General features: G+C 49.6%; 13 protein-coding genes and 2 pseudogenes. All 15 read right to left on the bottom strand.

Annotation, left to right across the window (positions count from 1 at the left end; all coding sequences use genetic code 11):
• Nucleotides 1–29: 29 nt before the first annotated feature.
• Nucleotides 30–3,136: pseudogene (locus C0Q44_RS04510) on the bottom strand (alpha-mannosidase).
• Nucleotides 3,111–5,442: pseudogene (locus C0Q44_RS04515) on the bottom strand (glycoside hydrolase family 3 N-terminal domain-containing protein). The pseudogenes C0Q44_RS04510 and C0Q44_RS04515 overlap by 26 nt, the downstream one beginning before the upstream one ends.
• 39 nt (nt 5,443–5,481) lie before the next feature.
• A complete protein-coding gene (locus tag C0Q44_RS04520) occupies nt 5,482–7,701 on the bottom strand; it encodes a helix-turn-helix domain-containing protein (RefSeq protein WP_105406219.1) in 2,220 nt (739 codons plus the stop codon).
• A gap of 180 nt (nt 7,702–7,881) precedes the next feature.
• Nucleotides 7,882–9,510, bottom strand: coding sequence for a type 2 periplasmic-binding domain-containing protein (locus tag C0Q44_RS04525; RefSeq protein ID WP_105406220.1), 1,629 nt, complete (start codon nt 9,508–9,510; stop codon nt 7,882–7,884).
• Between the two features lie 148 nt (nt 9,511–9,658).
• Nucleotides 9,659–10,567, bottom strand: a complete 909-nt coding sequence (locus tag C0Q44_RS04530) for a carbohydrate ABC transporter permease (protein WP_105406221.1) — start codon at nt 10,565–10,567, stop codon at nt 9,659–9,661.
• A gap of 15 nt (nt 10,568–10,582) precedes the next feature.
• Nucleotides 10,583–11,527, bottom strand: a complete 945-nt coding sequence (locus tag C0Q44_RS04535) for an ABC transporter permease (RefSeq protein WP_258166275.1) — start codon at nt 11,525–11,527, stop codon at nt 10,583–10,585.
• Nucleotides 11,528–11,873: 346 nt separating this feature from the next.
• A complete protein-coding gene (locus tag C0Q44_RS04540; RefSeq protein WP_105406223.1) occupies nt 11,874–13,286 on the bottom strand; it encodes an alpha-L-fucosidase in 1,413 nt (470 codons plus the stop codon).
• Between the two features lie 349 nt (nt 13,287–13,635).
• On the bottom strand, nt 13,636–14,694 hold the full coding sequence (locus C0Q44_RS04545) for a Gfo/Idh/MocA family protein (protein WP_105406224.1): 1,059 nt from the start codon (nt 14,692–14,694) through the stop codon (nt 13,636–13,638).
• A gap of 245 nt (nt 14,695–14,939) precedes the next feature.
• Complete coding sequence (locus C0Q44_RS04550) at nt 14,940–15,806, bottom strand: sugar phosphate isomerase/epimerase family protein (protein ID WP_105406225.1); 867 nt, start codon at nt 15,804–15,806, stop codon at nt 14,940–14,942.
• A gap of 105 nt (nt 15,807–15,911) precedes the next feature.
• Nucleotides 15,912–17,693 carry a glycoside hydrolase family 35 protein gene (locus C0Q44_RS04555; protein ID WP_105406226.1) on the bottom strand — a complete coding sequence of 594 codons (1,782 nt, stop codon included), beginning with the start codon at nt 17,691–17,693 and terminating at the stop codon, nt 15,912–15,914.
• Between the two features lies 1 nt (nt 17,694).
• Nucleotides 17,695–19,155, bottom strand: coding sequence for an alpha-L-fucosidase (locus tag C0Q44_RS04560; RefSeq protein ID WP_105406227.1), 1,461 nt, complete (start codon nt 19,153–19,155; stop codon nt 17,695–17,697).
• 45 nt (nt 19,156–19,200) lie between these two features.
• Nucleotides 19,201–19,947 carry a copper homeostasis protein CutC gene (locus tag C0Q44_RS04565; RefSeq protein WP_105406228.1) on the bottom strand — a complete coding sequence of 249 codons (747 nt, stop codon included), beginning with the start codon at nt 19,945–19,947 and terminating at the stop codon, nt 19,201–19,203.
• Nucleotides 19,948–20,372: 425 nt separating this feature from the next.
• Nucleotides 20,373–20,564 carry a hypothetical protein gene (locus tag C0Q44_RS04570; protein WP_105406229.1) on the bottom strand — a complete coding sequence of 64 codons (192 nt, stop codon included), beginning with the start codon at nt 20,562–20,564 and terminating at the stop codon, nt 20,373–20,375.
• A 158-nt stretch (nt 20,565–20,722) separates the two neighbouring features.
• Nucleotides 20,723–23,506 carry a glycoside hydrolase family 3 C-terminal domain-containing protein gene (locus C0Q44_RS04575; RefSeq protein ID WP_105406230.1) on the bottom strand — a complete coding sequence of 928 codons (2,784 nt, stop codon included), beginning with the start codon at nt 23,504–23,506 and terminating at the stop codon, nt 20,723–20,725.
• A 223-nt stretch (nt 23,507–23,729) separates the two neighbouring features.
• Nucleotides 23,730–24,818 carry a low temperature requirement protein A gene (locus C0Q44_RS04580; RefSeq protein WP_105406231.1) on the bottom strand — a complete coding sequence of 363 codons (1,089 nt, stop codon included), beginning with the start codon at nt 24,816–24,818 and terminating at the stop codon, nt 23,730–23,732.
• Nucleotides 24,819–24,894 lie beyond the last annotated feature (76 nt).

Raw genomic sequence — 24,894 nt, forward strand, 5'->3', positions numbered from 1 at the left:
CAGAACAACCTTTGATCTTCAACCTTATATTAGCTTAACGGAACAAGCTTCACTGACTTAATCTCATAAGGCTTGAATGTTAGTTCAAACCCTCCGTTCTTGCAAGACAACGGCTCAAGCTCATCCTCCAGCAGATTGATGATGGATGCCGTGACTTCCTTTTCAGCCCACTGAACCTGCACCGTTTCTCTTCCTCCCGACGATTCGTAGAAACGCAGTACCGTTCCTGTGCCATTTTCCGCTACCTTGATCGTATCCAGAATGACATGTTCACTGTGAAACTGAACCCATGCGTGTTCTGCCGGTAACTGTCCCGAATGCCGACCCGCTGCGACGACCTGTATCGGATGATTCAACTCCATCGCACGGCGAACCACGGCGGCTTGCCGCCAATCCCCCTGATGAGGCAGAAAAGAGTACGTGAATTCATGCTGCCCCTGATCGGCATATTCATCCGGCCATTTCGGAGCACGCAGCAGGGACAACCGAATCGTCCCATCCTTGATGTCATATCCATACTTGCAATCATTCAACAAACTCACACCACTGTTACCCTCGGAGATGTCTGCCCACCGATGCCCACAGACCTCAAACTGCGCCTGCTCCCAACTCGTGTTGTTATGGGTTGCGCGCTCCAATGCACCAAACGGAATTTCATATGCTGCTTTGGTTGCCACAAGATCGATCGGAAATGATACTTTGAGCAGCTTATGACTCTCATTCCAATCCACTTTGGTATAAAAATCCACACGTCGCTGATGACGGTACAAAATGATATCCTGACTGATCTCGGAATCATTCAGCTTCCAGCGAAACCGCAGGACATCCTGCGTGGCCCCGCGCTGTACCATCTCTGTGGAGATCAACTGCACCGAGCCTGCCCGTTGGGATTCAAACCGTGGATCGATATCCCAGGCATCCCAGTAGGTCGGTTTGTCATGAAAAAACTGCCACTCATTCGCCAGATCACCCGGCTTCAGCCAATCGCGTTCGACCGTTTTGTCATACCACCTTGTGATCTCGCCCAAGTCGTTGAATTCCAGGATGTAGAAGTTGGTTTCCCAAGTGGAAGGGCATGGTTCTGCTTCTTCCCTTATTGGAAGGATAACATCCGGTGCATCACGCAGCCATAGGGTTGTATACCCAAAGGCAGGAATCGATGGAACATGTATGAGCAGCTTATACTGCTCTTCATTTTGCTCCAGATCACAGGTCAGGCGGTTCCCTTGACGATCAAAGGCAGCCAATCCACTGAGCTGGGCATCCCCTGTAATGGCAATGACTTCTCCTCGTTCCCAACCGAGGCTATTGAATAGAATGTATGGCATGCCATCGACTTCATCCGTCGCAACCGTCTCTGCGAGTTCACCCAGCGTTTCCTGCAATGCCGAATTTCCCAGCACAAATACCTTCGTGTACTCTTCCGTGGATGTTACGTACACTTCCGGAATCGACGTTCCCGGGATAATATCGTGGAATTGGTTAAGCATAATCAGCTTCCAGCCTTCATTGAGCTCATTCTTGCGTTCCGCCCTTCTGCTGCCATCCCTGCTAAACTGACCCCAAATCTCCGCTTCCCGGTATAACACCTCTGCCTTCCGGTTGCTGCGTTTGTTCCGCGCATGGGTCGTGTAGGTTCCGCGATGCAGCTCCAGGTACAAGTCCCCGTACCACTTAGGCAACGTCGGATTATTCAACGATATGTCTTCAAAAAAAGCACCAGCGGTGCTGAATTTGCTAATCGGCTGCCCCACCATGAAGTGAGATCGTTCCGCAAACTCTACCATCTCATTCGTTACTCCACCACCACCATCGCCATGTCCGTAGAGCAACATCTGCTCTGGATGTACTTCTTTCTGTTTATAGGACTGCCAGTGCTCATCCACATCTTTGGGCCGCGTATGCTCATTCACCCCATGATTCAGATAAGCCAGCACCGAAGTACCATCGATGCCCACCCAGTCGAAGAGGTCGTAAGGGAACGCATTGGTATCATTCCAGTTCAGCTTGGTGGTCATAAAATAGGGAATGTCCGCGAGCTTCAGCATTTGCGGCAGTGAAGCACAGTAGCCGAACGTATCCGGCAACCACTCAATATTGGAGCGTTTGCCGAATTCCGCCTGATAGAAGTTCTGTCCGTACAGAATCTGCCGAACCAACGACTCCCCGCTCGGAATATTCAGATCCGGCTCCACCCACATGCCTCCAACCAACTCCCAGCGTCCTTCGGCAATGCGAGCTTTCACTCGTTCGTACAGCTCCGGGTAATGTTCCTTCACGAAGGCATACAACTGCGGCTGACTCTGGGAATAATTAAAGTCCGTGTACGTGTCCATCAATGTACACATGGTCGAGAACGTGCGACTGGACTTGCGAACCGTTTCACGCACAGGCCAGAGCCAGGCAATATCAATGTGGGATTGCCCGACCAGATGCATGAAGCCACTACGATATTCTTCCGGGTCTTCCTGCTGTACAGTCTGTGCCAAAACATGCTCCATTCCCTGTATCCACGCTTCATCATGCCACCGGTCTGGTTCATTGTACATCTCATCCATGACTTGATGGATCGCCCGAGTGAGCACCATCCGCTTGGGCTCCTTCTCGGGATATGCACGAAGTGACTCCGCGAGTACCGTAACGCTATACATCAGACTCTGGAGTGGTTGATTCACATGAACAAGTGCCGCACGGATACCCTGAATCGGAGGCTGAATCACCGCTTGCCGATTCAATGGATCATGTGGCTCGGGAATCGGATCGTAGAGCTCAATCTCCAGATGCGGTGCGTTTCCCACACGCTCCATTGAAAGTGGTACGAAGTGGTGGTTCCGATCCAACCCGTGATAAGGTATGCCATTCACCTTCAGCAACCCTTCTCCCCCGCTTCAAAGACCAGCCCGACGGCCCGATTCTGCCAGTCCGCAGGTATTTCCACCCTTTTGCTCAGAAAGTAGGTCGTGCCGTGTACACTATTCAATGGATTCAAGCTCTGCGCCGCGTTGTCCTCTTGCTCGTATTCGTACTCTCCCGGACGGATATACCGTGCCTTCTGCATCTGCCACGCTGGAAGCTCAATCACATCCAGCCATTGCCGCTGCTTCAGATCCTCAATGAATCGCTGAATTCGAATCATACCTGCACCCCACCTTCTGGACATGCAGACTGCAAGCGGTCCAGTCCATAGAACTGCGGCCCACCATTAGCCTGAACTCACCCGGTTCAACAACGGACTGCAGACGGGAGTCGATCAGTGCGAGATGTTCCTTTTGCACAGGGAACGTAACGGTCCGGGTCTGCCCTGGCTCCAGATGAATCTTGCAAAAACCTTTCAGTGACATTTCGGCCCGGGTAACTGAGGCCGACACATCCGTGATATACAGCTGCACCACTTCTTTGCCTGCCACAGTTCCCGTATTCGTGACTTCCACTTGAACCTCTGCCTCCTCTTCAGGCCCAATCACTTCCGGTATAACCCTCACATTCTCATACTTGAATTCGGTATAGCTCAGTCCATGACCGAATGCATACTGCGGCGCAAGATCCATCTCCAGATACCGCTTGCCACGAGTACGTTTGGCATTATAGTTGACCGGAAGTTGACCTACATGCTTCGGAATGGATACCGTCAGGCGGCCAGATGGGTTCACATCACCGAACAGCACATCAGCTATCGCATTGCCACCCTCCTGTCCGGGGTACCAAGCCTCCACAATCGCCGGAATATGCTCATCGATCCACGGTTCGGCCATTGGACGACCGTTGATATACACCACAACAACCGGTTTTCCCAGCTTATGTACTTCCTGCACCAGCTCCAATTGCACACCCATCAGGTTCAGCGATGCACGATCAATGCCTTCTCCGCACTCCATGTCATTCCACGGATCATCTGTCACAACCGATGCACCTGTCCGCAAGTCGATCGTGCCTTCGCCAAAATCGCGGGCACTTGACCCGCCCATCACCATCACGATGACATCCGCCTGTTCTGCACAAGTGATCGCCTGCGCAAATCCTTCCTTGGAATCGCCTTTAATCCGGCAGCCGGGTGCATACAAGACCTGATCCGAATTAGCGCCAAGCTTGCGCGTAATGCCATCCAGCACCGTGACAATCTGTTCTCTCGGCTGCGGCGAGGTGTAATCCCCAAGCTGGTTGTAGATATGGTTCGCATTCGGACCAATGACGGCCAGCTTCGTGCCTATTTTGGCAAGCGGAAGGGTATTGCCTTCATTTTTCAGCAAAACAATTCCCTCCTGCGCGACTTCCCTCGCCAGCTGAATATGATCCTCGCAACCGATGACCTCTTCGGCAAAATTCGGATCAACATAAGGTTGCTCGAATAACCCGAGTCGGAATTTCATTTCCAGCACCCGCCGCACAGCCACATCCAGATCCTTCTCTCCAATCAGTCCCTGCTCAAGCGCCTGAACCAGATGCTTGCGGTACATGTATCCGGACATTTCCATGTCCACGCCAGCCTGAAGCGACTGTGCCACCGCCTGCTCCCCGTTCTCGGCAGTGTTATGTCCGTTAACCAGCATCTGAATGGCACCGAAATCCGTAATCACGAATCCGTCGAATCCCCACTGCTCTCGCAAAAGATCATTCAACAAATACGTACTGGACGTGCACGGTACCCCATCAATCTCGTTATAGGCGGTCATGACAGAGCAAGCCCCGGCTTCCACGGCCTTCTTGAACGGCAGCAGGTCTACCTCGTGTAATTCACGTAATCCCATATGCACCGGAGCTGCATTACGTCCTCCCTCCGAACTACCGTATGCTGCAAAATGCTTGAGTGTCGCTACAATCGTCCGGTTCGAATCAAGTCGCTCACCCTGTAGTCCTTTTATCGCTTCTACTGCGAATTCACCGATCAAGTATGGATCTTCGGCAAAACATTCCTCCGTCCGGCCCCATCTCGGGTCACGCACTACATCGAGTACCGGAGAATACGTGGCCGCTCCCCCTGACTTCGGGTTTCCACAGCAATGGCTTCACACATCTTGCGGTACAGTTCCATATTCCACGTGCTGCCCACCGTTAACGGTACCGGAAACACCGTCGCCCCAATCGCCATATGCCCATGGGAACACTCTTCCCCGAATAAAATAGGAATGCCGAGCCGGGAGTTCTCCATCGCATACTGCTGAATGACATTGGTCGCAACGGCTCCCTGGCGTGGTGTGAGGCCTGTTTCCAGCGTGACTTCAGTCCACGGGTCAGCCCGAAGTACACCGTACAGAGACCCCACACCCCCTGTGCCATATCGGCTATGAACTCTTCCGTTACCTGTACCGTACCATCTACTGCCTTATCATACGTCTTCCACCCCATCGGCTGGATCAGCTGCCCAATCTTCTCCGCTGTGGTCATTCGTTCGAGCAGATCCTGAACCCGCTCCTGAATGGGAAGCGAAGCATCTTTATAGTCCATATACACATTCTCCTTATTTCGGATTGGTCAGGCACTTGCTTACATGGCTTTACGGTAATCACTCGGAGCTACCCCCACCACGTTTTTGAACGCCCGGTTGAAGGAATTATAGTTCGTGTACCCTACGTCCTCACTGATCTCCTGAATGGCCTTATCGGTCTCCTGCATGAGCTGTTTGGCTCTTTCAATCCGATGACTAATCAGTAAATCCACGAATTTCTCCCCAATCTCATCCTTGAAAAGCTTGCTCAGATACTTCGGATTAATATCGAACAGATCACTAAGGTAGTTCAGCGACAGATCAGGATTATGGTAATGCTGCTCAATGTATTTGCGAATCTCCAGAATATGCGACCTGTGTTTCCGGGAACATTGCAACGTCTGCATCTGCTGCGCCAGCTCTCTGAATCCTTCCCAGCACAGCTCACGCAGGTCGGCTAATGTCTCCCAGCCCTCCAGCCTTGGGAGAAGCGGGGTGAATATGGCTGCCCATGACTCCTGATACTCCCGTGGAAGCTCGGCGAATTCCCGATTGTAATGCTGGAATAACAGTTGAATCGTATTCATAATCTCCTGACGGGACAGGACAGACTCGCTGATCTGTTCAAACAGCCTTTCCAAATGCTTTTCCCAGACATCGTCCGATAATCGCATCGCCTGTACGAACAGCGAGATGGTCTTCAGGAACTCATACACATCATTGGTCGAGTTCGGCACGTCACTGCATGGAATGATTCGATTCGTACCGAGTACAGCCTTGTACTCTAATGCATGCATGGCTTCTTTTAACGAAGCTCTTAGCCCCCGAATATCAACTGCCACCCTGCCTACGCCAATGGTAACGGTGAAATTCAAATATTGATCGATCCGGTCGAGATACCCGGTGAGTAATCGATACTCCGTCTCCTCAGCCTGCTCCATTGCCGGAACCCAGAGGATCGCATACAGCCGCTGATCGGAGAGCCATTCTGCCCATACTTCCGTTCCTTCGTGCCTTGCACTCTCTTGTAGAATGCTCGATAACACGAATTTCAGGAGTGATTGGTCCTGTTGATGATACTCCGCCACGAATGCATCATACCGGTCCATCTCGACTACCATCACGGCCCACCGATGCTCCATTCCAGGCAGTTTGAACTTCTTCATCTCCGTGGTGAGTTCACTGCTCGTGTAGTCTCGCGTACCTTCCAGCAACTCCTGAAAGAACACCCTTTTCTGCAAAATCAGATTCTCTTCATGCTCCTCCTGATACTGCTTCGTCTGGTCAATCATGCGTTCCAGCGTGGTATGAATGAATCGGAATTCATTCTCTTTGCCATAGTTCAGCCCCGATTGCTTCTGCGAAGATACGGTCTGAATCAACGTAACAATCTGCTGAATGGGCTTGTAATTCCTGCGAGTCACATAGATTACCCACACGACCCCGATCAAGACCACCACTACTGCAAAAATAAACCAGATATTATAGAATTGCAGGGCGAATTTGACGATTTTGCCATTGTTCAGCCCGGTCTGTACCTTCCAGCCGCTATAACTTGACATGAATTCGGAGAAGACTTCTCCTGAAGCGATTCTGGCAGAATCCTGAATACCTTCAGGCATGCCGCTGTCCCACAGGTTACCGCCAGCACGGTTGAAGACGTTCACGAACGTAAATTCCGGATCATACATCTGCATAATGGATTTCTTCAGCGTGTTCAAGTCCACGTTAGCGACTACAAGCCCTTTGCCGTTTCCAACACTTCTCACAATGGTAATCACCTGCTCAGGCGCTTCCGAAGAAAAGGCCTTGAATGCTCGCGCCCCTGCCCACTTCTGTTCATCCCTCGTCCGGCTATCCGCAATAAATGCTGCATCCGGGAATTCTCCAATCGGGACAGCCTTTCCGTTACTGAAGACGATGCCATCCCCGTACCGAACGAGATAGATTGAATCAATCAGCGGATACTCTATTTTCAATTCATCAATCACCTGGACCGCCTGAATACCTGCATACACATCCTCGCTACCAGATACCGAGAAATAATTCTTCAAGTTAGGGTTGGTCAGAATCTCGCGCAGCACCTTGAAGTCGATGGAGCGCAGAGAGTTATCCAGATATTGCGTGACCTGTGAGGCGAGGAATTCATTGGCTTTGAGCGCTTCTCTGCGGTTCTGTTCATTGAATACCTGGAAGAAAATAAAGAATAGAATGGTCGTCACAATAAAAAAAACAGGCAGATACGACAACAGCAAACGCCTAAACCAATTGTTGTTCATCTCCAAGGCCCCCCACCATTACTGTTCATGCTGCATGATGACAATCACTCGCGCCGGTTGCTAATTTTCATAAATATTCAGTACATGATATCGGATGACATGGGGTTGTCATAGGAGAAGACCGTCCCGGTCACGGGTGACGGACGGGACAGCCTCTATGATGAATCCAGGGATCAACGATTATTGATTCTTCTCAATGGCACGCTGATAGATATCAAGGTAATTGCTCAGTCCGAGACCATCGAAGCCTTTGACATACGAATCCCAATCTTTCTCAATGCTCTTGCTACCAATAATGAACTGGGCCATATTCGTCTGCACATAGTCCTTGATGGCCGTAGTCAGTTGTGCAGCCGATTCGGTATCCTCCGGACGGATAAATACGTTCGCAGGGTACACTTCTTTCGGTGCATAAGGTTCATATACATTGGTTGCTTGCGCCAGACGTGTACCATAGCCTTCTGCTTCGAGCGGATTCTGCCCTTCTGCAAACAGGTTGCGGAATGTGTTGGACAAGTCATGCGCGCCGATCTGTGACCAACTCTCGTTCACGATGACGTTCGGGTCACGTTCAGGCAGATTGTAGTAGCTGTATTTGGCAGACTCACCATTGATGTTTTTCTCATCGGCATTTGCCTTCTTCCATCCCTTGCCTTCGGTTGGGCCATACTCCGCGTACAGCGCACCTTCTTCACTGAACATGTAGTCCACAATCTGGATCGCAGCAATCTGCTGCGCTTCTGTCGCTTTGTTGGTGATGGCAAACTCAAACTCGCCGACGCTCTGTGTAGCACCTGTCGTCTGCACACCATCCGGTCCCTTTAATGGAGGAACGATCTCCCAGTGCTGGTGACGGGTGATGTCTTTGTCATACGTGTTAACCAGATAGCTAACCAGCGCTGTTGTAATGGAGCCGACCACTTCATCGCCTTCCTTGTTCCCCAGCTGTCCGATCGCCTGATCGTTCTGTGTGAAGGAAGCCGGATCAATCAGGCCATCTGCGTACAACTTGTTCATATACTCCAGCCCTTTCTTCCAACCTTCCTGATTCGCAGCAAAGCTCACTTTGCCATCGTTCACGATCAGGTACTTGTCGTTATCATTGTAGATGAAGCTGTTCATCAAGTAGGCATCAATATTGCCGTTCCATACATATTTGTTCGGCGCGCCCGTCAGTGGAATCTCGTCAGCTTTACCGTTACCATTCGGATCTTGTGTCTTGAACGCCTTCAGAACCGTGTACAGTTCTTCTGTCGTGGTTGGCATTTTCAGACCCAGATTATCGAGCCACTCCATGTTGATCCAGTATTTCTGTGCATACGTACAGTGATAACATTCATTGAAAATAGGTAGTGCGTAGATGTTGCCATCCGGTGCTGTTACGGCTTCTTTGAAGTACGGCTTCTCTTCCATAGCCTTGGTCAGATTCGGACCATACTCTTTAATCAAGTCTTGTAGCGGAAGGAACACGCCCTGTTTGCCATAGGTTTGAAGGTCTGAGGTGGTGAACTTGCCGTGAAGAAATACTTCGGGATAATCACCACTGGCCAGCAGCAATTGTCTGCGATCCTGCAAGGCGTCCGTTGGGGCCAGATCCCATTTCAGGGTCACGTCGAACTTGTCTTCGATAAATTGGGTGAATTCATTCTCTTCCATGGACGCTTTGCCTTGCGGAGCAAAGAAAGTCATCGTCACCGGGCCACCGCTCTCCCCGCTACCCGTACCCGATTCTTCGGATGAACTGCATGCGGACAACAAAGCCATCGAAGCAAAGACCAGAAACAACATCGAAATCCAAGATTTTCTCAATCTGACTCCTCCTTTTTGTTCATAACGGATACCACTCATTCGTAGTGCACAGGTATAAAATTGATTCCCGAAGCCGGCGTGTTCCCCCACCTCCTTTCCATAAGCCAACCAGCCATCGGGATACGAAAATGGGAATACATCACATGGATTAACCCTTGAGGGAACCGACCATGACCCCTTTGACAAAATGCTTCTGTACAAATGGATACATGATCAGAATTGGAATACTCGCAACAACGATCAACGCATATTTCAGTACCTGTTCAAACCCCTGATCCCGCATCTGTTGGCTCGTATTGGCGAGCATCGCCGGATCAGCTGCATTCAGGATCAACAGATTGCGAAGCACATATTGCAGCGGGAATAACTTCTCGGAACGCAGATAGATCAGTGCATCAAAGTACGCATTCCAGTGACCTACGGCATACATAAGCGTCATAACCGCCAGAATCGGCTTGGATAACGGGAGAACCACGCTGATCAGATAGCGGATATCCCGGCACCCGTCCATCTCTGCGGCCTCTCCGAGTTCCTCCGGGATGGAAGATTGGAAGAAGGTTCGTGCCACGATAACCTGGAATATGGCGAGCGCCCCGGGCAGCCACATCGCCCAACGTGTATCCAGCAGATGCAAATCCTTCATCAGCAGGTAGGTCGGAATCAGACCACCATCAAAGAACATGGTGATCATCATGAAAATGATGATGGCTCCCCGTCCATAGAACGACTTTCGTGACAAGGGATAGGCAAGCATGACGGTAAGGACCACGTTAATGAACGTGCCGACCACGGTGTAGATGATCGTGTTATAGAAACCGAGCATGAGCTGTTGGCTTTTGAAAATGGAGATGTACGCCTTGATGTTGAAATCAACCGGGAACAGCCACACCTGACCGGATGTCACGGCGCGTGAAGAGCTGAGGGAAGAACTGATAATGTACAAGAGCGGGTAGAACACCGTTAACAGGATGGCAATCAGAAAAATATAGTTGAATGTCATGAAGATGCGGTCACCAAGCGGGTCCTTGATCCGATTACGATGCAACAGGTTGAACATAGATGAGCTCCTCCTTTACCACAAGCTGTTCTGGGATACTTTGCGCGATATGCCGTTGACGATAACCAGCAGGATCAGGTTGATAATGGAGTTAAAGAACCCTACTGCTGAGGAGAAGCTGAAATTCGCACCGATCAGACCGACCTTGTACACATACGTCGAGATGACCTCCGAAGCGCTTGTGTTGAGCGGATTCTGCATTAGATATATTTTCTCGAAGCCCACGCCCATAATGCTGCCCAGACTCAGAATCAGCAGGATGACGGTGACTGGAACAAGTGTGGGAAGGTCGATGTGCCAGATTTTCCGTAGCCTTGAAGCGCCGTCCATCTTCGCTGCCTCATACAGGGATGGATCAACACCAGCAAGGGCTGCAATGTATATAATTGAAGAATATCCCATACCCTGCCACACGCCCGACCAGACATAGATCGATTTGAAGTATTCCGGAATACCCATGAAGTTGGTCATCGGGAAGCCGAGTAAGGTGAACAGCTTGTCTACTACGCCCACATGCGGGGAGAGCATCAGAATAATAATGGATACCATGACGACGGTGGAGATAAAATGCGGAGCGTAGGTGACCATCTGTACGGTCTTTTTAAAATAACCCGTTCGAATCTCATTCAGCGCTAACGCCAGCAGGATCGGGATGGGGAAACCCGCAATTAAGGAATAGAAACTGATGCCTATTGTGTTTTTGATCAACAGCCAGAAGTTTGGAGATTGGAAGAAGGCTTCAAAGTGTTTCAGTCCGACCCATGGGCTTCCCCAGATTCCTTTGACCACACTGAAGTCCTTGAAGGCGATCTGGACACCCACCATCGGGATATACTTGAAGATCAACAGATACAATACGGGAGGCAGCACGAGCAGGTAGAGCTCCCAGTGCTTCTTGAGGCTTTTGATGAATGGATGCTGCCGCTTGGGCTGCACATCATTCCTCTGCTGGAGTTCCATCTTGGTAGGTATGCCTTCTGTTGCTCGACTCATTTGCGTCACTCCTTCTACACCTCAAGTGTAATAATACATTACATTTACATCCCTTAAACAACCTTTTTTCTGTTCATTTCACCTGATCAGAAGTAATGATGTTAATATTCATATCAGGTAGCGCTTTCTTAATTCGATAGTACCTTGAGCGGCGAACTTTTATCAATTTGCAATTTTCTCCGACCTCTCTATATTCTCCAAACCCTTATATGACAAGCGATTGCGAGCTGCTACTATTGGAAAGTGGTCTCCTTATGTATGGGTAAAAAAATCCCGGGGGCTGCTATAGCTCCCCCGGAATTGACATCTTGTTCTATGCGCTTGTTACTATTCGGAATGTAAGCGTGATGGGTGCTACGCCGGAAACCATTGATTGTGGCAGTTCCACGACAAACCCTTCTTCCGTCTGCTGAAACGAAAGTACGTCATTCGTACTGACGAGTTCAATCCGCTCCACCTTTTCCATATAGGGGATGATCAGTTGTGGTTCGATGGCCTCGTTCTCGTCTCGGTATATACGGAAGGCATATACGGTATTGATGTCGGCTTTCTGCGTGAAAGCCCATTCTTTCGTAAAGTACGGTTCGCAGATTCGAGTTCCATAGACGCCTTCTCCGTGAGTACCCAGCCATTCTCCAAGTCCCTGGATACCTCGAATTGCCCCTTTTGGCAGACGGCCATCCGGTTGTGGCCCCACATTCAATGCCAGGTTGCCTCCTTTGGACACCACTTCGAGTAGAATATGTGCCAGCTGTCTTCCTGATTTATACTGATCATCGAATCCGAAGGCAAAGGAATGGCCTACCGTAATACAGCTCTCCCATGGGATGTTCATCGCATGATCCGGGATCGTCTGCTCAGGGGTGACGATATTCTCATACGGGCCACCGACAGTGCGATCGGCGGATAGAAGCCAAGGTTGTGTGGTCTTCCGCGCCCGCTCCACAACTTCGCCAAGTCGGATATCCTGACCATGCCGCCCTTCGCGCACCCAACCGGCATCCAACCACAGGCATTCAATTCGTCCGTAGTTCGTCAACAGCTCCATAATCTGTTCATGTGTGAACTCCACGAATTTCTCCCACAGCCAAGGATACTTGTGGGGATCATAGGATGGGCCACGCCACATGTGACGTCCACGTTCCATGCCCGGTGCCCAGTAATATGGAGTATGCCAGTCCGCTTTGGAGAAATACGCTGAGATGCCCAGTCCTTTGGCCCGGAAAGCGTCAAACAGGGCTCTACAGATGTCTGCATACTTATGAGTATGAAAAGGCGTGTCCTTGCCTGTGATCCGATAATCCGTCGTGTGGGTATCCCACATACAGAAGCCGTCATGGTGTTTAGTGGTGAACAGGAAGTATTTGAAGCCGTTATCTGCCGCCATCTGTGCCCATTCCTCCGGCTGAAAGCGGATTGGATTGAAGGTTTTGTTCAGATCGAAATATTCGCGCTTGAAGTCTTCCATGTCATCCGTCCAGTCGATATCATCCCGCGACCAATCACCATCCTCGTCACTCAGCGCCCAGGACTCTACGAGGCCCAGTTGGGAATATGGCCCCCAGTGCATCATCAAACCCAGCTTCTGGTCCTTGAACCACTCCAGCCGCCCCAGCAGCAGCGGATCTTCCGGTTTGACCCATTCGTCCTCTTTGCTAAAGTTGTGCACCCCGGCTTCAACAATCTGCTCTTCCTGCTCCAGTACGGTTTCTTTGGTTTCGCTCAATAGGGTCATCTCCTTTAGTTGGAATGTCACACGTCTGGACATGTAGATTTACACTTGGACACTCCGATTGCAGTACCATCTTCCGATCGCTGTTATCCCCCGGATTTTTTTGATTATTTCCCTATAGGGGAAAATCCGGGAGATAAAGGCGAACGCTCCGCTTCTTTCAGATTGGTTCTGCACTCTCCGTTAGGGTGTAAATGTGGTTGTACCCACGTGAAAAGACATGTTACACCTGGTCGATTTAGTAGCTATTTTTCGTCCGGGCAGTTATGCCCTCCGTTGGGTGTAAACGGTTAGTTAGCAGTTAAAGACATGTGAGGAGCATCTCCGTAGTGCAATGCCCTCTTTACAGTGTAATTTCGCGGCCCTCGCGTGCTGATTCGTAGATGGCGCAGAGCATTCTCATCACTTCGACGCCGTCTTCGACGGGACTCAGTGTTTCTTTGCGACCCTGAGTGCTGTCGATAAAGTGGTTGATTTCATTGCGGAACGAGCCCATAAAATCAAAGGATTTGAAATCCACCTGCGGGGTCATATTCAGAATGGTATTGAATCTCTCCCCAATGATTGAAATTTCCGGCTCCAGCTCGGCGCCGCCTTTGTCGCCATATAGTTTGACCGAAGTCTCATCGGCTTTGGCATGGAGCGTGAAGCTGACGTCCACGAGCAGGCTTGCCCCGTTCTCGAATCGAATCAGTGCATTCGCCATGTCTTCAACAGTGTTCTGTTCCGCGTCATAATCCGCTGCCTTGTAGAACGACAAATGGTTAATGTTGGCGCGGTTACCCAAACGGTTGGACACGTTGGCGGAGACGGATTTCACTTTCGGTCTGCCCATCAGGTACCAGCAAATATCAATGACGTGCACCCCGATATCGATCAGTGGGCCCCCACCGGAACGGTTGATGTCGGAGAACCAGCCGCCCGGATTGCCGAGTCGACGCAGACTGGAAGCTTTGGCATAATAGATCTCGCCCAGTTCACCCTCATCAATGAACTTCTTCAGAATCTGTGCATTGTCGCTATAGCGGCGAACAAAGCCGACCTGTAACAGTTTTCCACTGCGATGCACCGCTTTCTCTACTTCGAGCGCATCCTCTACCGTTTGGCATAGCGGTTTCTCACACAGTACGTTTTTGCCTGCATCCAGTGCAGCAATGCTGATCTCTGCGTGGGAGTCATTCCATGTGCAGATGCTGACGGAATCGATCTCGGACAATGCGAGCAGTTCCTTGTAATCGGTGAATACATGAGATGCATTATATTGCTTCGCTACTTCTGCGGCACGCGCTTCGTTCAGGTCGCAGATGGCGTATATTTCAACGTCTGGATTACTCGCATAGGCTTGTAAGTGGCAATCGGATATTGATCCGGCACCGATAACGGCGACTTTCAATTTGGACATTGTGCTGATCCCTCCATTATTTTCATATGAATTTACTCAAGGAATATCGGCTTAACGTAACACGGTGAATGCTTGGACTTCCGGTCGCTATTGTCAGCAGAGTTCTTTTATAGACCGTTCAAGCGGTTATAATCTGCTGACAAAGGCGGTCGCTACCGCTCCTACAGTTCCAAACTTCCCCTTTGTTACTCACGCCTTCTATAGAAAGTTGATTCAATTTCTACAAAAAATACAAAGCCTCCGCCCTATGCCTCTTCCCATAGGCGGCGGACGTTATCCATGGCAATACGCGAAGCGGTTTTGCAATCCTCCATGCCTTCGAATTCGACGGAGATATATCCGTCATACCCGGATTGCTTTAATACACGGAACACTTCGGGCATATCGATATCGCCATGGCCCACAATGGCGCCGCGCAGGTAATTTCCGTGCGAGGTTTGGAACCAGCCCTCACCGGGATTGCGGTAGGAAGGTCTCCAATAGAAATCCTTGGCGTGTACGATCGACGCATACTTCATGTTATTTTTCACCGCGCTCACCGGATCTTCATCCACACAGAGGAAATTGCCGACATCCAGCGTGGTTTTGAAGTTGTCCCGCGCTGTCTTGTGCAGCAACCGCTGAATTCGCTCGCTGGACTGCACATAATATCCGTGATTCTCCACACTCGTTGTGATCCCGAAGCCTGCTGCATAATCAGCTATCCGCTGACAGGCGTTAACGATTACCGGCAGGTCAAGTTCGAATTGGGCTACGGTCCCTTCCGGTGCAGGGCGGAAAGCCACGTCATGGCGCATCCGTTTTACGCCTAGCGCAGCAGCTACATCCACGTGACGTATGACCTTCTGAATCTCTTGCTCCAACGCTTGGGCATCCTCCTGTACAGCAAAATTAGCGCCAATGGCATAATTCGAAATATCGATTCCGACCTCTTTGGCCGCAGCTTTAATCTCATCAATTAACTCCGGGTTGTCGATCAGACTGAATCCCATCGGAACAATCTCCACATGTTCTCCGCCCTGATCGGCAATCCATCGAATGGCATCCGGTACGGTTAATTCTTTGCGATCCAGCGCTTGTTGCAGACTGTAGGTGCTGAGTCCAACTTTCATTTTCTCTCATCCTCTCCTGTAGTCAATGTCCATACCCAACGTATACCTTTTTCCGGTGGACACGACAATTCTCAATAATCGTTTGGCTCACCTATTTTCCTTTTCCTAGCCCAAATCTGCTGTATCTACGAACGTTATCGCCTGATCAACCGTCTGGTGAAGCTCAAATACAATGATTTCATTCTCACCTTCACGAAGGAGCGGGGCAGGTACATACAACGTCTTTTGCGGCCCTTTATTCCAGTAACGCCCTAGATTGAATCCGTTTACATAAACAAAACCTTTGGTCCAGCTGTCCAGACGCAGAAAAGTATCTCTTACATCCGTTAGTTGAAAGCTTCCCCGATAAAAGGCTGGCTCTTCTCCCTTTATCTCTGCTTCACCATCTGCTTCAGCAAGTTGCTCCCTAAAGTGTAACCCTGACAGATCGGTCATTGGCAGACAATGAATCGTCCAATCGAACAAAAACTGAAAACCATGCCGCACCCCCTCCGTAATTCCCTTAGGATCTTTCAGGTACGGACCATAGTTGATTCGCCCCATATTCTCCACAAGGATCGCAATATCTGCACCCTCTGGAGGCACCTCGAATGAAACGGATAAGGCTGTATTCCCACGCTCCAGTACACCCTGAAATTGTCCATTAACAAACACCAACGCGCGGTCACGCACCTCCTGAACCACCAGTTCCTGTCGCTCTCTGGGTCCGGATATCCGGGTTTGGTACAAAATAAAGCCATAGTCCTGACCGAGCTTCTCCATCGGTTCCAGATTCGTGCGTTGTACCGGAACCGATAACTGGTCTACCTGTGCCAGCAATACCGCACACTGTTTCAGTTCCACTCGCCCATAGGCGATCGTTTCTTTTGGATCAGGAAGCACAAGCTCACCCAGATCACGGTTGCTATACCAAGCAATAAGATTACGTACCGCATGGAATTTCGCTGTTGGTTCCCCTGACTCACTCAGCAGCGAATCGTAGTCATAGCTGGTAATCGTGGGTTCGTATTGATCCTTCTGCTGACAGTTTGCCCCGTTATAGAATCCAAAGTTCGTCCCGCCATGGAACATATAAAAGTTAACCGAAGCTCCTACCCGAAGCATCTCCTCCAGCACTCTAGCTACATCCGATGCCTCCCGCGTATGATGTGACTCGCCCCAGTGATCGAACCACCCGTTCCAGTATTCCATACACATCAAAGGTTCATCTGCCTGATATTCACGTAGCTTCGCAAACGCCCCTTGTGTCCCTGAGCCAAAATTTACCGTAGCCAGATGGCCTGGCACCGAACCGGCCTGCAACATATGATCTGTAGGTCCATCTGAGGTAAATAACAGCACATCCATACCGCGCCTTACCATGCCATTACGTAAATATTGCAGGTAGCTCGCATCATTCCCGAAGCTTCCGTACTCATTTTCGATCTGCATCGCAATAATCGGCCCGCCATGGGTGCTAAGTAGCGGTTGTAGTCTGGGCAGAAGTACATCATAGTACCGATCCACATTCGCCAGAAACGTTGCATCATTACATCGAAGACGGATATCATTATCCGCGAGCAACCAGGAAGGCAATCCACCGAATTCCCACTCGGCACATATGTAAGGACTCGGACGGACAATCACATATAGGCCTGCATTACCTGCTATTCGAATAAAACGTTCCAGATCAGCCATACCTTCGAAACGATATTGCCCCGGCTGCGGCTCATGGACATTCCAAGGTACATACGTCTCCACCGTATTGAAACCGCAGGCTTTCAACTTCAGTAGCCGATCCTCCCAGTACTCGGGAACCACTCGGAAATAGTGGATGGCACCCGACAGAATCTGAAATGGTTCTTCATCTAAGAGGAATTGTGCCCCTTTATACGTCAGTACCCCCATCTTACGCATCTCCCCGCTCACTCAGATATATGCCTAGCCTGGACAACGTTGGGTACCATCTGGATTCATCAATGGTTAATCGAATTCTTCTCGATGTGACCTGTGGGAAACAACAAATTCGCTTGTACCCCACCACCGATCCGGTGTAAATCTCTTCCCATGCACCCTCTCCCCTGCGTACCTCCAGTGTAAAGCGTTCAATCCGTTGGCCCGATTGGATATGTTCCATTAATACCACCCGGTCAAATGCTTTTTCCTCCTGCAAATCCAGTTCAACCCACGCCAGCTCCGTTTCTTCACGGGGACACCAGTACGTATCCGGGTGCTCAGTAAGCACCTCCGATACCACATGCTGTTCATCCAGCATCTCCGATGCCTCGGCCACCGCGTTCAAAGCCAAATTTTCCTGAAATGTGGTACGCAGCGCAGCCCCTAATTCCTGAAGACGTTGCACGTCCTTTTCATGAACAAGACCTCGCGTATCAGGTGGCAGATTGAGCAAAAAGCTGGCATTGCCCCCTACTGCACCGTAATAGACGGCGAGCAGTTCCTCCAGCGTTTTGACCTGATCATCTTCACTCGTATGATAGAACCACCCCGGACGAATCGATGTGTTAACCTCGGCAGGGTACCAGATCAGTGGATCACCATGGGAACAAATGACGTCTCGACTTCCCAAATCACTATCCTGCGTATTCATCCTTCTGGCAAACGCTCCATCGTCGACCTGTTGTGATTGCTCCTGAATCTTCTCATTATCTTGCATATGCGCTGGCACAACACTCCATTCCGAGTCCCGCGTATGACCAGCTTCGTTGCCGCACCAACGAACATCAGGGCCACATACCGAGATGACAGCTTCCGGCTGAAGTTCACGAATAAGCGCATAATATGCGTCCCAGTCGTAAACCTGCCTTTTGCCATTCGGACCTTCCCCACATGCTCCGTCAAACCACACACAGAAGATGCCGCCATAGTTAAAGAGCAGTTCGCGCAGCTGATGGATAAAAAATTCGTTGTAACGATCTGAATCCCCATAAGATGCTTCATGCCGATCCCAAGGGGACAGATATACCCCGAATTTCAACCCACCCTCACGGCAGGCTTCGGCCACTTCTTGGACCAGATCACCGGAACCATTTCTCCACGGGCTCGCTGCGACTGTGTGCTCCGTATACTTGCTTGGCCACAGACAAAATCCATCATGATGCTTGCATGTCAAGATCAGTCCCTTCATCCCCGCCGCCTTACATACCTGTACCCATTGCGCTGCGCTCAGTTCCGAAGGATTGAAGATGGCCGGATCTTCTTCTCCGGTCCCCCATTCCCGATCTGTGAATGTATTGACTGTAAAATGAATAAAAGCGTAGAACTCCATCTCCTGCCAACTCAGCTGGCGTTTGGATGGACTGACCTGTGCTGCGGCCTTGATCCACTCGGCTGATGGTAGCTTCCGATTCATATCATATCCCTCCTTATATTCATTGGACTGTTACTCATTGGACTGTTACTCATTGCACTGCTGTTCGTAGAATTGCTGTGATGCAAATAATAGCTGCTGCCTGGCCCAAGCGACAAGTTGCGGATCTACGGGATGGTCAAAGCTTCCTTCACGACGTACCCCTGATCCCATATGGATTTCCGTGATGCCTGTCTGGCTCACGATCGTTTGAATTCCCTCTATGGTCACCCCCGACCCTGCCATGACGCCCGTGTTCAAGGTTTGCCCAAGCTCCTGCAACAGCTTCAGTTCGAGCAAACCCTCTGGTACGGCAGATTTTCCTCCCGATGTAAGCACCCGCTCAATATTGCCCAGGGTGCTGATGGTTTCCATCGCTTCAGTCAGACTTGCACTTGCATCAATCGCTCGATGGAATGTAACGCCCAATCCCTGTGCTTCGGACATACAGGTTTGCAAGGACAACAGGTCTACTTCTCCTCCTTCCGTCAAAGCACCGATCACGATGCCGGCGGCTCCAAGCTCCCTCGCCACGCGCACATCCTGGGTCATGGCGCGGATATCATCCGCGCTATAGCGGAACGAGCGGCTATGTGGACGAATCATGACATACACCGGGACAGAAACTTGGGACAACACCTGCTCCATCACACCATAACTTGGCGTAAGTCCTCCTTCAGACATTGCAGACACCAGTTCAATTCGATCTGCACCACCCTGCTCAGCTGCTCTGGCATCGGCGGCATCCACAGCGATCACTTCCAATACGGGCTGTCTGTTCAACGGTCTCTTCATAGGGCAACTCCCTTCACTTCATCCATAGATCATTCCAGCATAATAAGGTACTCCCGTCTTCTCATCCGGTCGTTCCACCACTCATCACCATCATCGTACTTGCACATTAGCTGCTCCATGACGTATAGGACCGACTAAACGCTTCAGCGGTGCTCCTGCAGTCCTTCTTCAATCGTTATATGCTCACGTTCAGCGAGCGAATCACCAGGGTTTGTCAGCAATGATCCTCATGAATAGAGTCTCCTTTGAACTGGAATAGGTTCATATCATTCGTATTGTTTTGTATTTTGTTATTTTCGTTATCTTTTATTGTTATTATTTATTAGCAATAGTCTAAAACGTTAGGTTCAGAACGTCAATACCAAAAAAGACACCCGGAGGGTGTCTTCATGTCTCAGATCGCCGTATGGCATCAAAGCGATTTTCTATTTTTTGCGCCGAGCCTTCGTCATTCGATTAAACATGATCAGTGCAGCAATCACCATGGCTACCGTGGCAATATTACTCGCTGCTTCTTGTGACATGCCGAATAGAATCCCTAAGTTAGTCACCAGGCCTCTTATAATCAGTGCCACCACAATTAGCAGGATTGGGCTTAAAAAATTATAGTTTTTCATCCTTTACAACACCCCTGACCCCATTGTTCAGAACTCTATGTCTCCTAACACTATCATAACAGTAGCTATAGCGTGTTACAACAAAGGACACCGCGAACAGTGTCCTTTGCCATATCATCGTATTCTGGTTTTATAAGTTCAACTAAGCATATTTACACTTAGGCCTGCTTGAATTCAATCCAGTCGATCTGAAGGCCTGGTTTGGTGAAGTCCAGCTTCAATTCATACAGTCCTGCTTCAAGCTCTACTTTGACAAGTTTCTGTCTGATCCATTTGCCTTCCGTACCATTCGTTTGAATAGTCGTCACCAATTGGTCATTCAGGAGCAGGTTACACGCGCTTTGAGCAAGTTCCGGTTCAGGGGACATGATCTGAACGATAATCCGATAATGGCCCGCCTCGTCCACTTTCATGTAGACAGGTTCGGCTACCGCAGGTTTCACCTGTGCGTTCTCAGTCAGCACTTGGACTTGCTCTGAAGAAAGAGACACATTCGCTTGGAATGAAGTCACATTCTCCACAATCTCATGTTTGCGGGAAGACACCGGTGCATTCATGATGAACTTGCAGATATTGATCGCTGAGCGTTGCAGCTCCCCGCGTGTCAGTGTTCCATTTTCCAAGGATTCAATCGTGTTGTCATCCCAGCCGTTGATCTCTGCGCCGTAGTTCGGTACAACCATGTACAGATCATTCTGAGCACGGATCATCCAGTTGGTGTATTTGCGGTCAGGCTCTCCACCCTCGGTCACATCGTTCATAATGGCCCACCAGTCCGTCATGACGATTCCATCGAAATTCCACTCTCCACGTAGAATCGTAGTGTTCATATCGTAGTTGGAAGCCGCCCAATGTCCGTTAATCGGATTGTAGGAGGTCATGATGGAGTTGGCTCCGCCTTCTTTCACTGCGATTTCGAACCCTTTCAGGTAAATTTCACGCAGGGCACGTTCGGAGACAACAGCATCGACTTTGCTGCGATGTTTCTCCTGATTGTTGCAGGAAAAATGTTTTAGCGTGGCGTTGGAGCCACCCTTCATAATGCCTTTCGTACATGCTGCTGCAAATACACCCGAGATCAGCGGATCTTCGGAGAAGTACTCAAAGTTCCGGCCATTGAGCGGGCTTCGGCGGATATTAAGTCCAGGTCCGAGCAGGGCATCCACTTGATTTCTCAGCAATTCCTGCCCTTCCATGATATACAACTCTTCAACGAGATCCGTGTTCCATGTCGCCGCAAGCAACGTGCCGATGGATACCTGTGTGGCCTTCTCTCCACTATCCATACGAATACCGGATGGGCCATCTGCCGTACATGCTACCGGAATACCGTAGTTGAACAAGCTATCGCTAACGCCGCCAAATGCGGATGCCGTCCCCGAAGTCACCAGCGGGCTGCTCATGCCTTCGCCTCGGACAATTGCCGCCAGATCCTGATCGCTCAGTTGGGCGATGAAGGCTTCCAGACTCACTTTTCCAGCTTTGACATCACTCAGCTTGAAGCCCTGATTCCCCGTCTGCTCCAGTGTTTGCGGGAGATTCTGCTCGATCCGGTCTGCCATGGAAATTTTACGCTTAGGCACGTCTACATAGATCAACTCGTATGACCCGTCTGCTTGGCGAACACCCGGTTTCATTCGTGTAAAGTCTTCGGTAGGGGCCATCGCTTCTTGCAGTTGCTCCACCAACTGGACGGATTCAATAACGTAACCATCCTGTCCATCTACACTAATATGCTCCACTTGTTTCACACTGGTACCAACATGCAACCGGTATGTGCCTTCTTCCAGAACGTAAGCAGAAGCATAACCTGTAACACCTGCATCATCATAGGATGCCATAGCATGGATGGGGAAGCTGATCGTCAGAAGCTCCGACTCGCCCGGCTGAAGCAGTCCTGTTTTGCCAAAAGCGATCAGCGCCTTCACAGGTTGTCCCAGTTTACCTTGTGGTGCCTCGTAATACACCTGAACGACTTCTTTGCCCGCATACGTTGTACCTGAGTTGGTCACATTCACACGGACTTCAATACAAGTCTCGCCGTTGTGGGATATAGATTTCGCTTCTTCAGGTTGGATCGCAAACGTCGTATAAGACAGACCGTAACCGAATTCAAACTGAACCTTCTCAGGTCGAAACGTTTCGAAATAACGATAGCCTACATAGATATCTTCTTGATAAAGGTTCTTGAACTCATTGCCATAGTTGCTTGTCGAAGGGTAATCCTCGATAGAATAGGCAATCGTATCCGTCAATTTACCACTTGGTGTAACGTCGCCCGCTAATACATCAGCAATTGCGTTGCCACCTTCCATGCCACCATGCCAAGAGTAGATTACGCCTTGAACCGGATGTAAATACGTTTCATTAAGCCAACTCATGTCAATGATATTCGAGACATTCAGCACAACAACTGTGTGTTCAAAATGTGCCGTGACTTTCTTCAGCATGGCTTTCTCATCGTCTGTTAGTTGGTAGCTACCTGATGCATCGACATTATCCTGATCTTCCCCTGCTGTACGTCCAATGACAATAATTGCTTTGTCGGACTTGCTTCTAGCCTGAACAACCAGTTCATCCGTCAAAGGCATTTCCTTCTGATTCCATGGCTCGGCTGCCCATACTTTTCCGCCATCATCAAATGGATTTTCCTCGATCCACTTCTCATAGACAGCTGCCAGGTCTTCATTAACCGTTATATTCTTTTTGCTGCGCAGACCATCCAGCAGATTGGTTGTATAAGCCACATGAACACTACCGCCTGAACCCGTGCCGCTGCGATAATAATTGACTTGAATGCGACCAAAAACTGAAACGTTTTCGTTTTCACGAAGTGGAAGCACCTGTCCTTCATTTCTAAGCAAAACCGCTCCCTCAGCGGCGACTGTACGGCTAAACTCCGCAAACCCTTCCAATGGAACTCCAATTTGATGTGTGCTCATTAATTTCCCTCCTGATTTTCATCCCCATGTCTTTGATTAAATAGACTATTCAATCCTATGGCAGATTCACTTGTACATAGTCTCATATTAACAGATTCTATAGATGAAAATATATGAGAATTATGCTTTTTCATAGATTAAGCCCCATCCTAATATACTGTATGCTAAAAAGCCACAGACATGGCTGTCTGTGACTTCCTTCTTTTGGGATCAAAATGGCCTGTCAGGTCGTAAGCTTCGCGTACACCAGAAAGAATAACATGTCCTCCCCCATGATGACATAGCCTGGAACCCGGTAGACCAGATCCACAATGACAAAGGCAATTAACAGTCCCACCATCACTGCCAGATGACGTGGACCGAGACGTAGATGCGCGTGTCTGTAGCGATGGAACACAAGTGAGGTTGACAGAAAATACAGCAATGCCGAGCCAAACACAAACCCCAGCATGAACACATAGTTTAGCTGATTCTGATACAACAGCTGGATGGAAGCGGCAATCATGCTCATGGAGATGTAGATAAACAGATGACCGTATATAATCCCTTGCCCGGCTGTCTGAATCTCTTTACTTACCTTTTTCTCCACGTTGTCGAAGTACTGCCACCATATCGCGATGACAAATATGGACGTAAAGGCGGCAAACAGAATGGATTTCATATCCCATTGATCCGCCTGCAACACAGCGATGATACTCACAACTGATTCGCCCAACAGGATCAATGTAAAGAGAGCAAAACGCTCCAGCAGGTGATGGGTCTGAACGGGTACTTTCACCAGATTTTTGCGACCGATCAGCGGAAGGACAATATCCACGGCAATACCCGCGTATAATATTACGTAGCGCAACCAGGAATCAAAAAATAGTGAACCCGATGAGATCAGTATGCCAATAAGGAAACAGGTACCCAAGTAACGCGCAGCTTGCTGTTGATGGGCGCCTTTCGACTTGTGAGCCGTCAGATACTGTATCGCTGTAAACGCCCTTGAACCGATATACCCCACGAAGAAGGACAGGTAATATTGGTCAAAATGGGTGGAGAGGCTCGCCGTCATGATCATAACGGATAGAAGCTGAAGGATGAGGAATATTCTGTGGAGCAGGATGTCTTGCCCATATCGGTTAATAAACAGGGTCTGACCAACCCATGCCCACCAAACAGGGATGAAAATGAGTACAAACTTCATTAAATATTCAAACGTGATTACGCCGTGTTCGGCATGTAACAAGACATGACCCGCTTTGGAGACCGCCGCTACGAAGAGCAGATCATAAAACAGCTCCAGCCAGGTAACCTTTTTCTCCATCATCCTTCGATACTCCTTTGTTTTTCATTTACACATACACTTTGATGACAGAATTACCTTCCAATCGCTGTTATTGTGT

Origin of the sequence: Paenibacillus sp. PCH8 (assembly GCF_002968835.1) — a bacterium.
In the GTDB taxonomy this organism is placed as follows: domain Bacteria; phylum Bacillota; class Bacilli; order Paenibacillales; family Paenibacillaceae; genus Paenibacillus.

What these genes read in the sequence shown, in the direction of transcription:
- C0Q44_RS04575 (WP_105406230.1), bottom strand. Translation starts at nt 23,506, where the DNA reads ATGAGCACACATCAAATTGGAGTTCCATTGGAAGGGTTTGCGGAGTTT.
- C0Q44_RS04520 (WP_105406219.1), bottom strand. Translation starts at nt 7,701, where the DNA reads ATGAACAACAATTGGTTTAGGCGTTTGCTGTTGTCGTATCTGCCTGTT.
- C0Q44_RS04580 (WP_105406231.1), bottom strand. Translation starts at nt 24,818, where the DNA reads ATGATGGAGAAAAAGGTTACCTGGCTGGAGCTGTTTTATGATCTGCTC.
- C0Q44_RS04555 (WP_105406226.1), bottom strand. Translation starts at nt 17,693, where the DNA reads ATGGGGGTACTGACGTATAAAGGGGCACAATTCCTCTTAGATGAAGAA.
- C0Q44_RS04550 (WP_105406225.1), bottom strand. Translation starts at nt 15,806, where the DNA reads ATGAAAGTTGGACTCAGCACCTACAGTCTGCAACAAGCGCTGGATCGC.
- C0Q44_RS04560 (WP_105406227.1), bottom strand. Translation starts at nt 19,155, where the DNA reads ATGAATCGGAAGCTACCATCAGCCGAGTGGATCAAGGCCGCAGCACAG.
- C0Q44_RS04530 (WP_105406221.1), bottom strand. Translation starts at nt 10,567, where the DNA reads ATGTTCAACCTGTTGCATCGTAATCGGATCAAGGACCCGCTTGGTGAC.
- C0Q44_RS04545 (WP_105406224.1), bottom strand. Translation starts at nt 14,694, where the DNA reads ATGTCCAAATTGAAAGTCGCCGTTATCGGTGCCGGATCAATATCCGAT.
- C0Q44_RS04570 (WP_105406229.1), bottom strand. Translation starts at nt 20,564, where the DNA reads ATGAAAAACTATAATTTTTTAAGCCCAATCCTGCTAATTGTGGTGGCA.
- C0Q44_RS04565 (WP_105406228.1), bottom strand. Translation starts at nt 19,947, where the DNA reads ATGAAGAGACCGTTGAACAGACAGCCCGTATTGGAAGTGATCGCTGTG.
- C0Q44_RS04535 (WP_258166275.1), bottom strand. Translation starts at nt 11,527, where the DNA reads ATGGAACTCCAGCAGAGGAATGATGTGCAGCCCAAGCGGCAGCATCCA.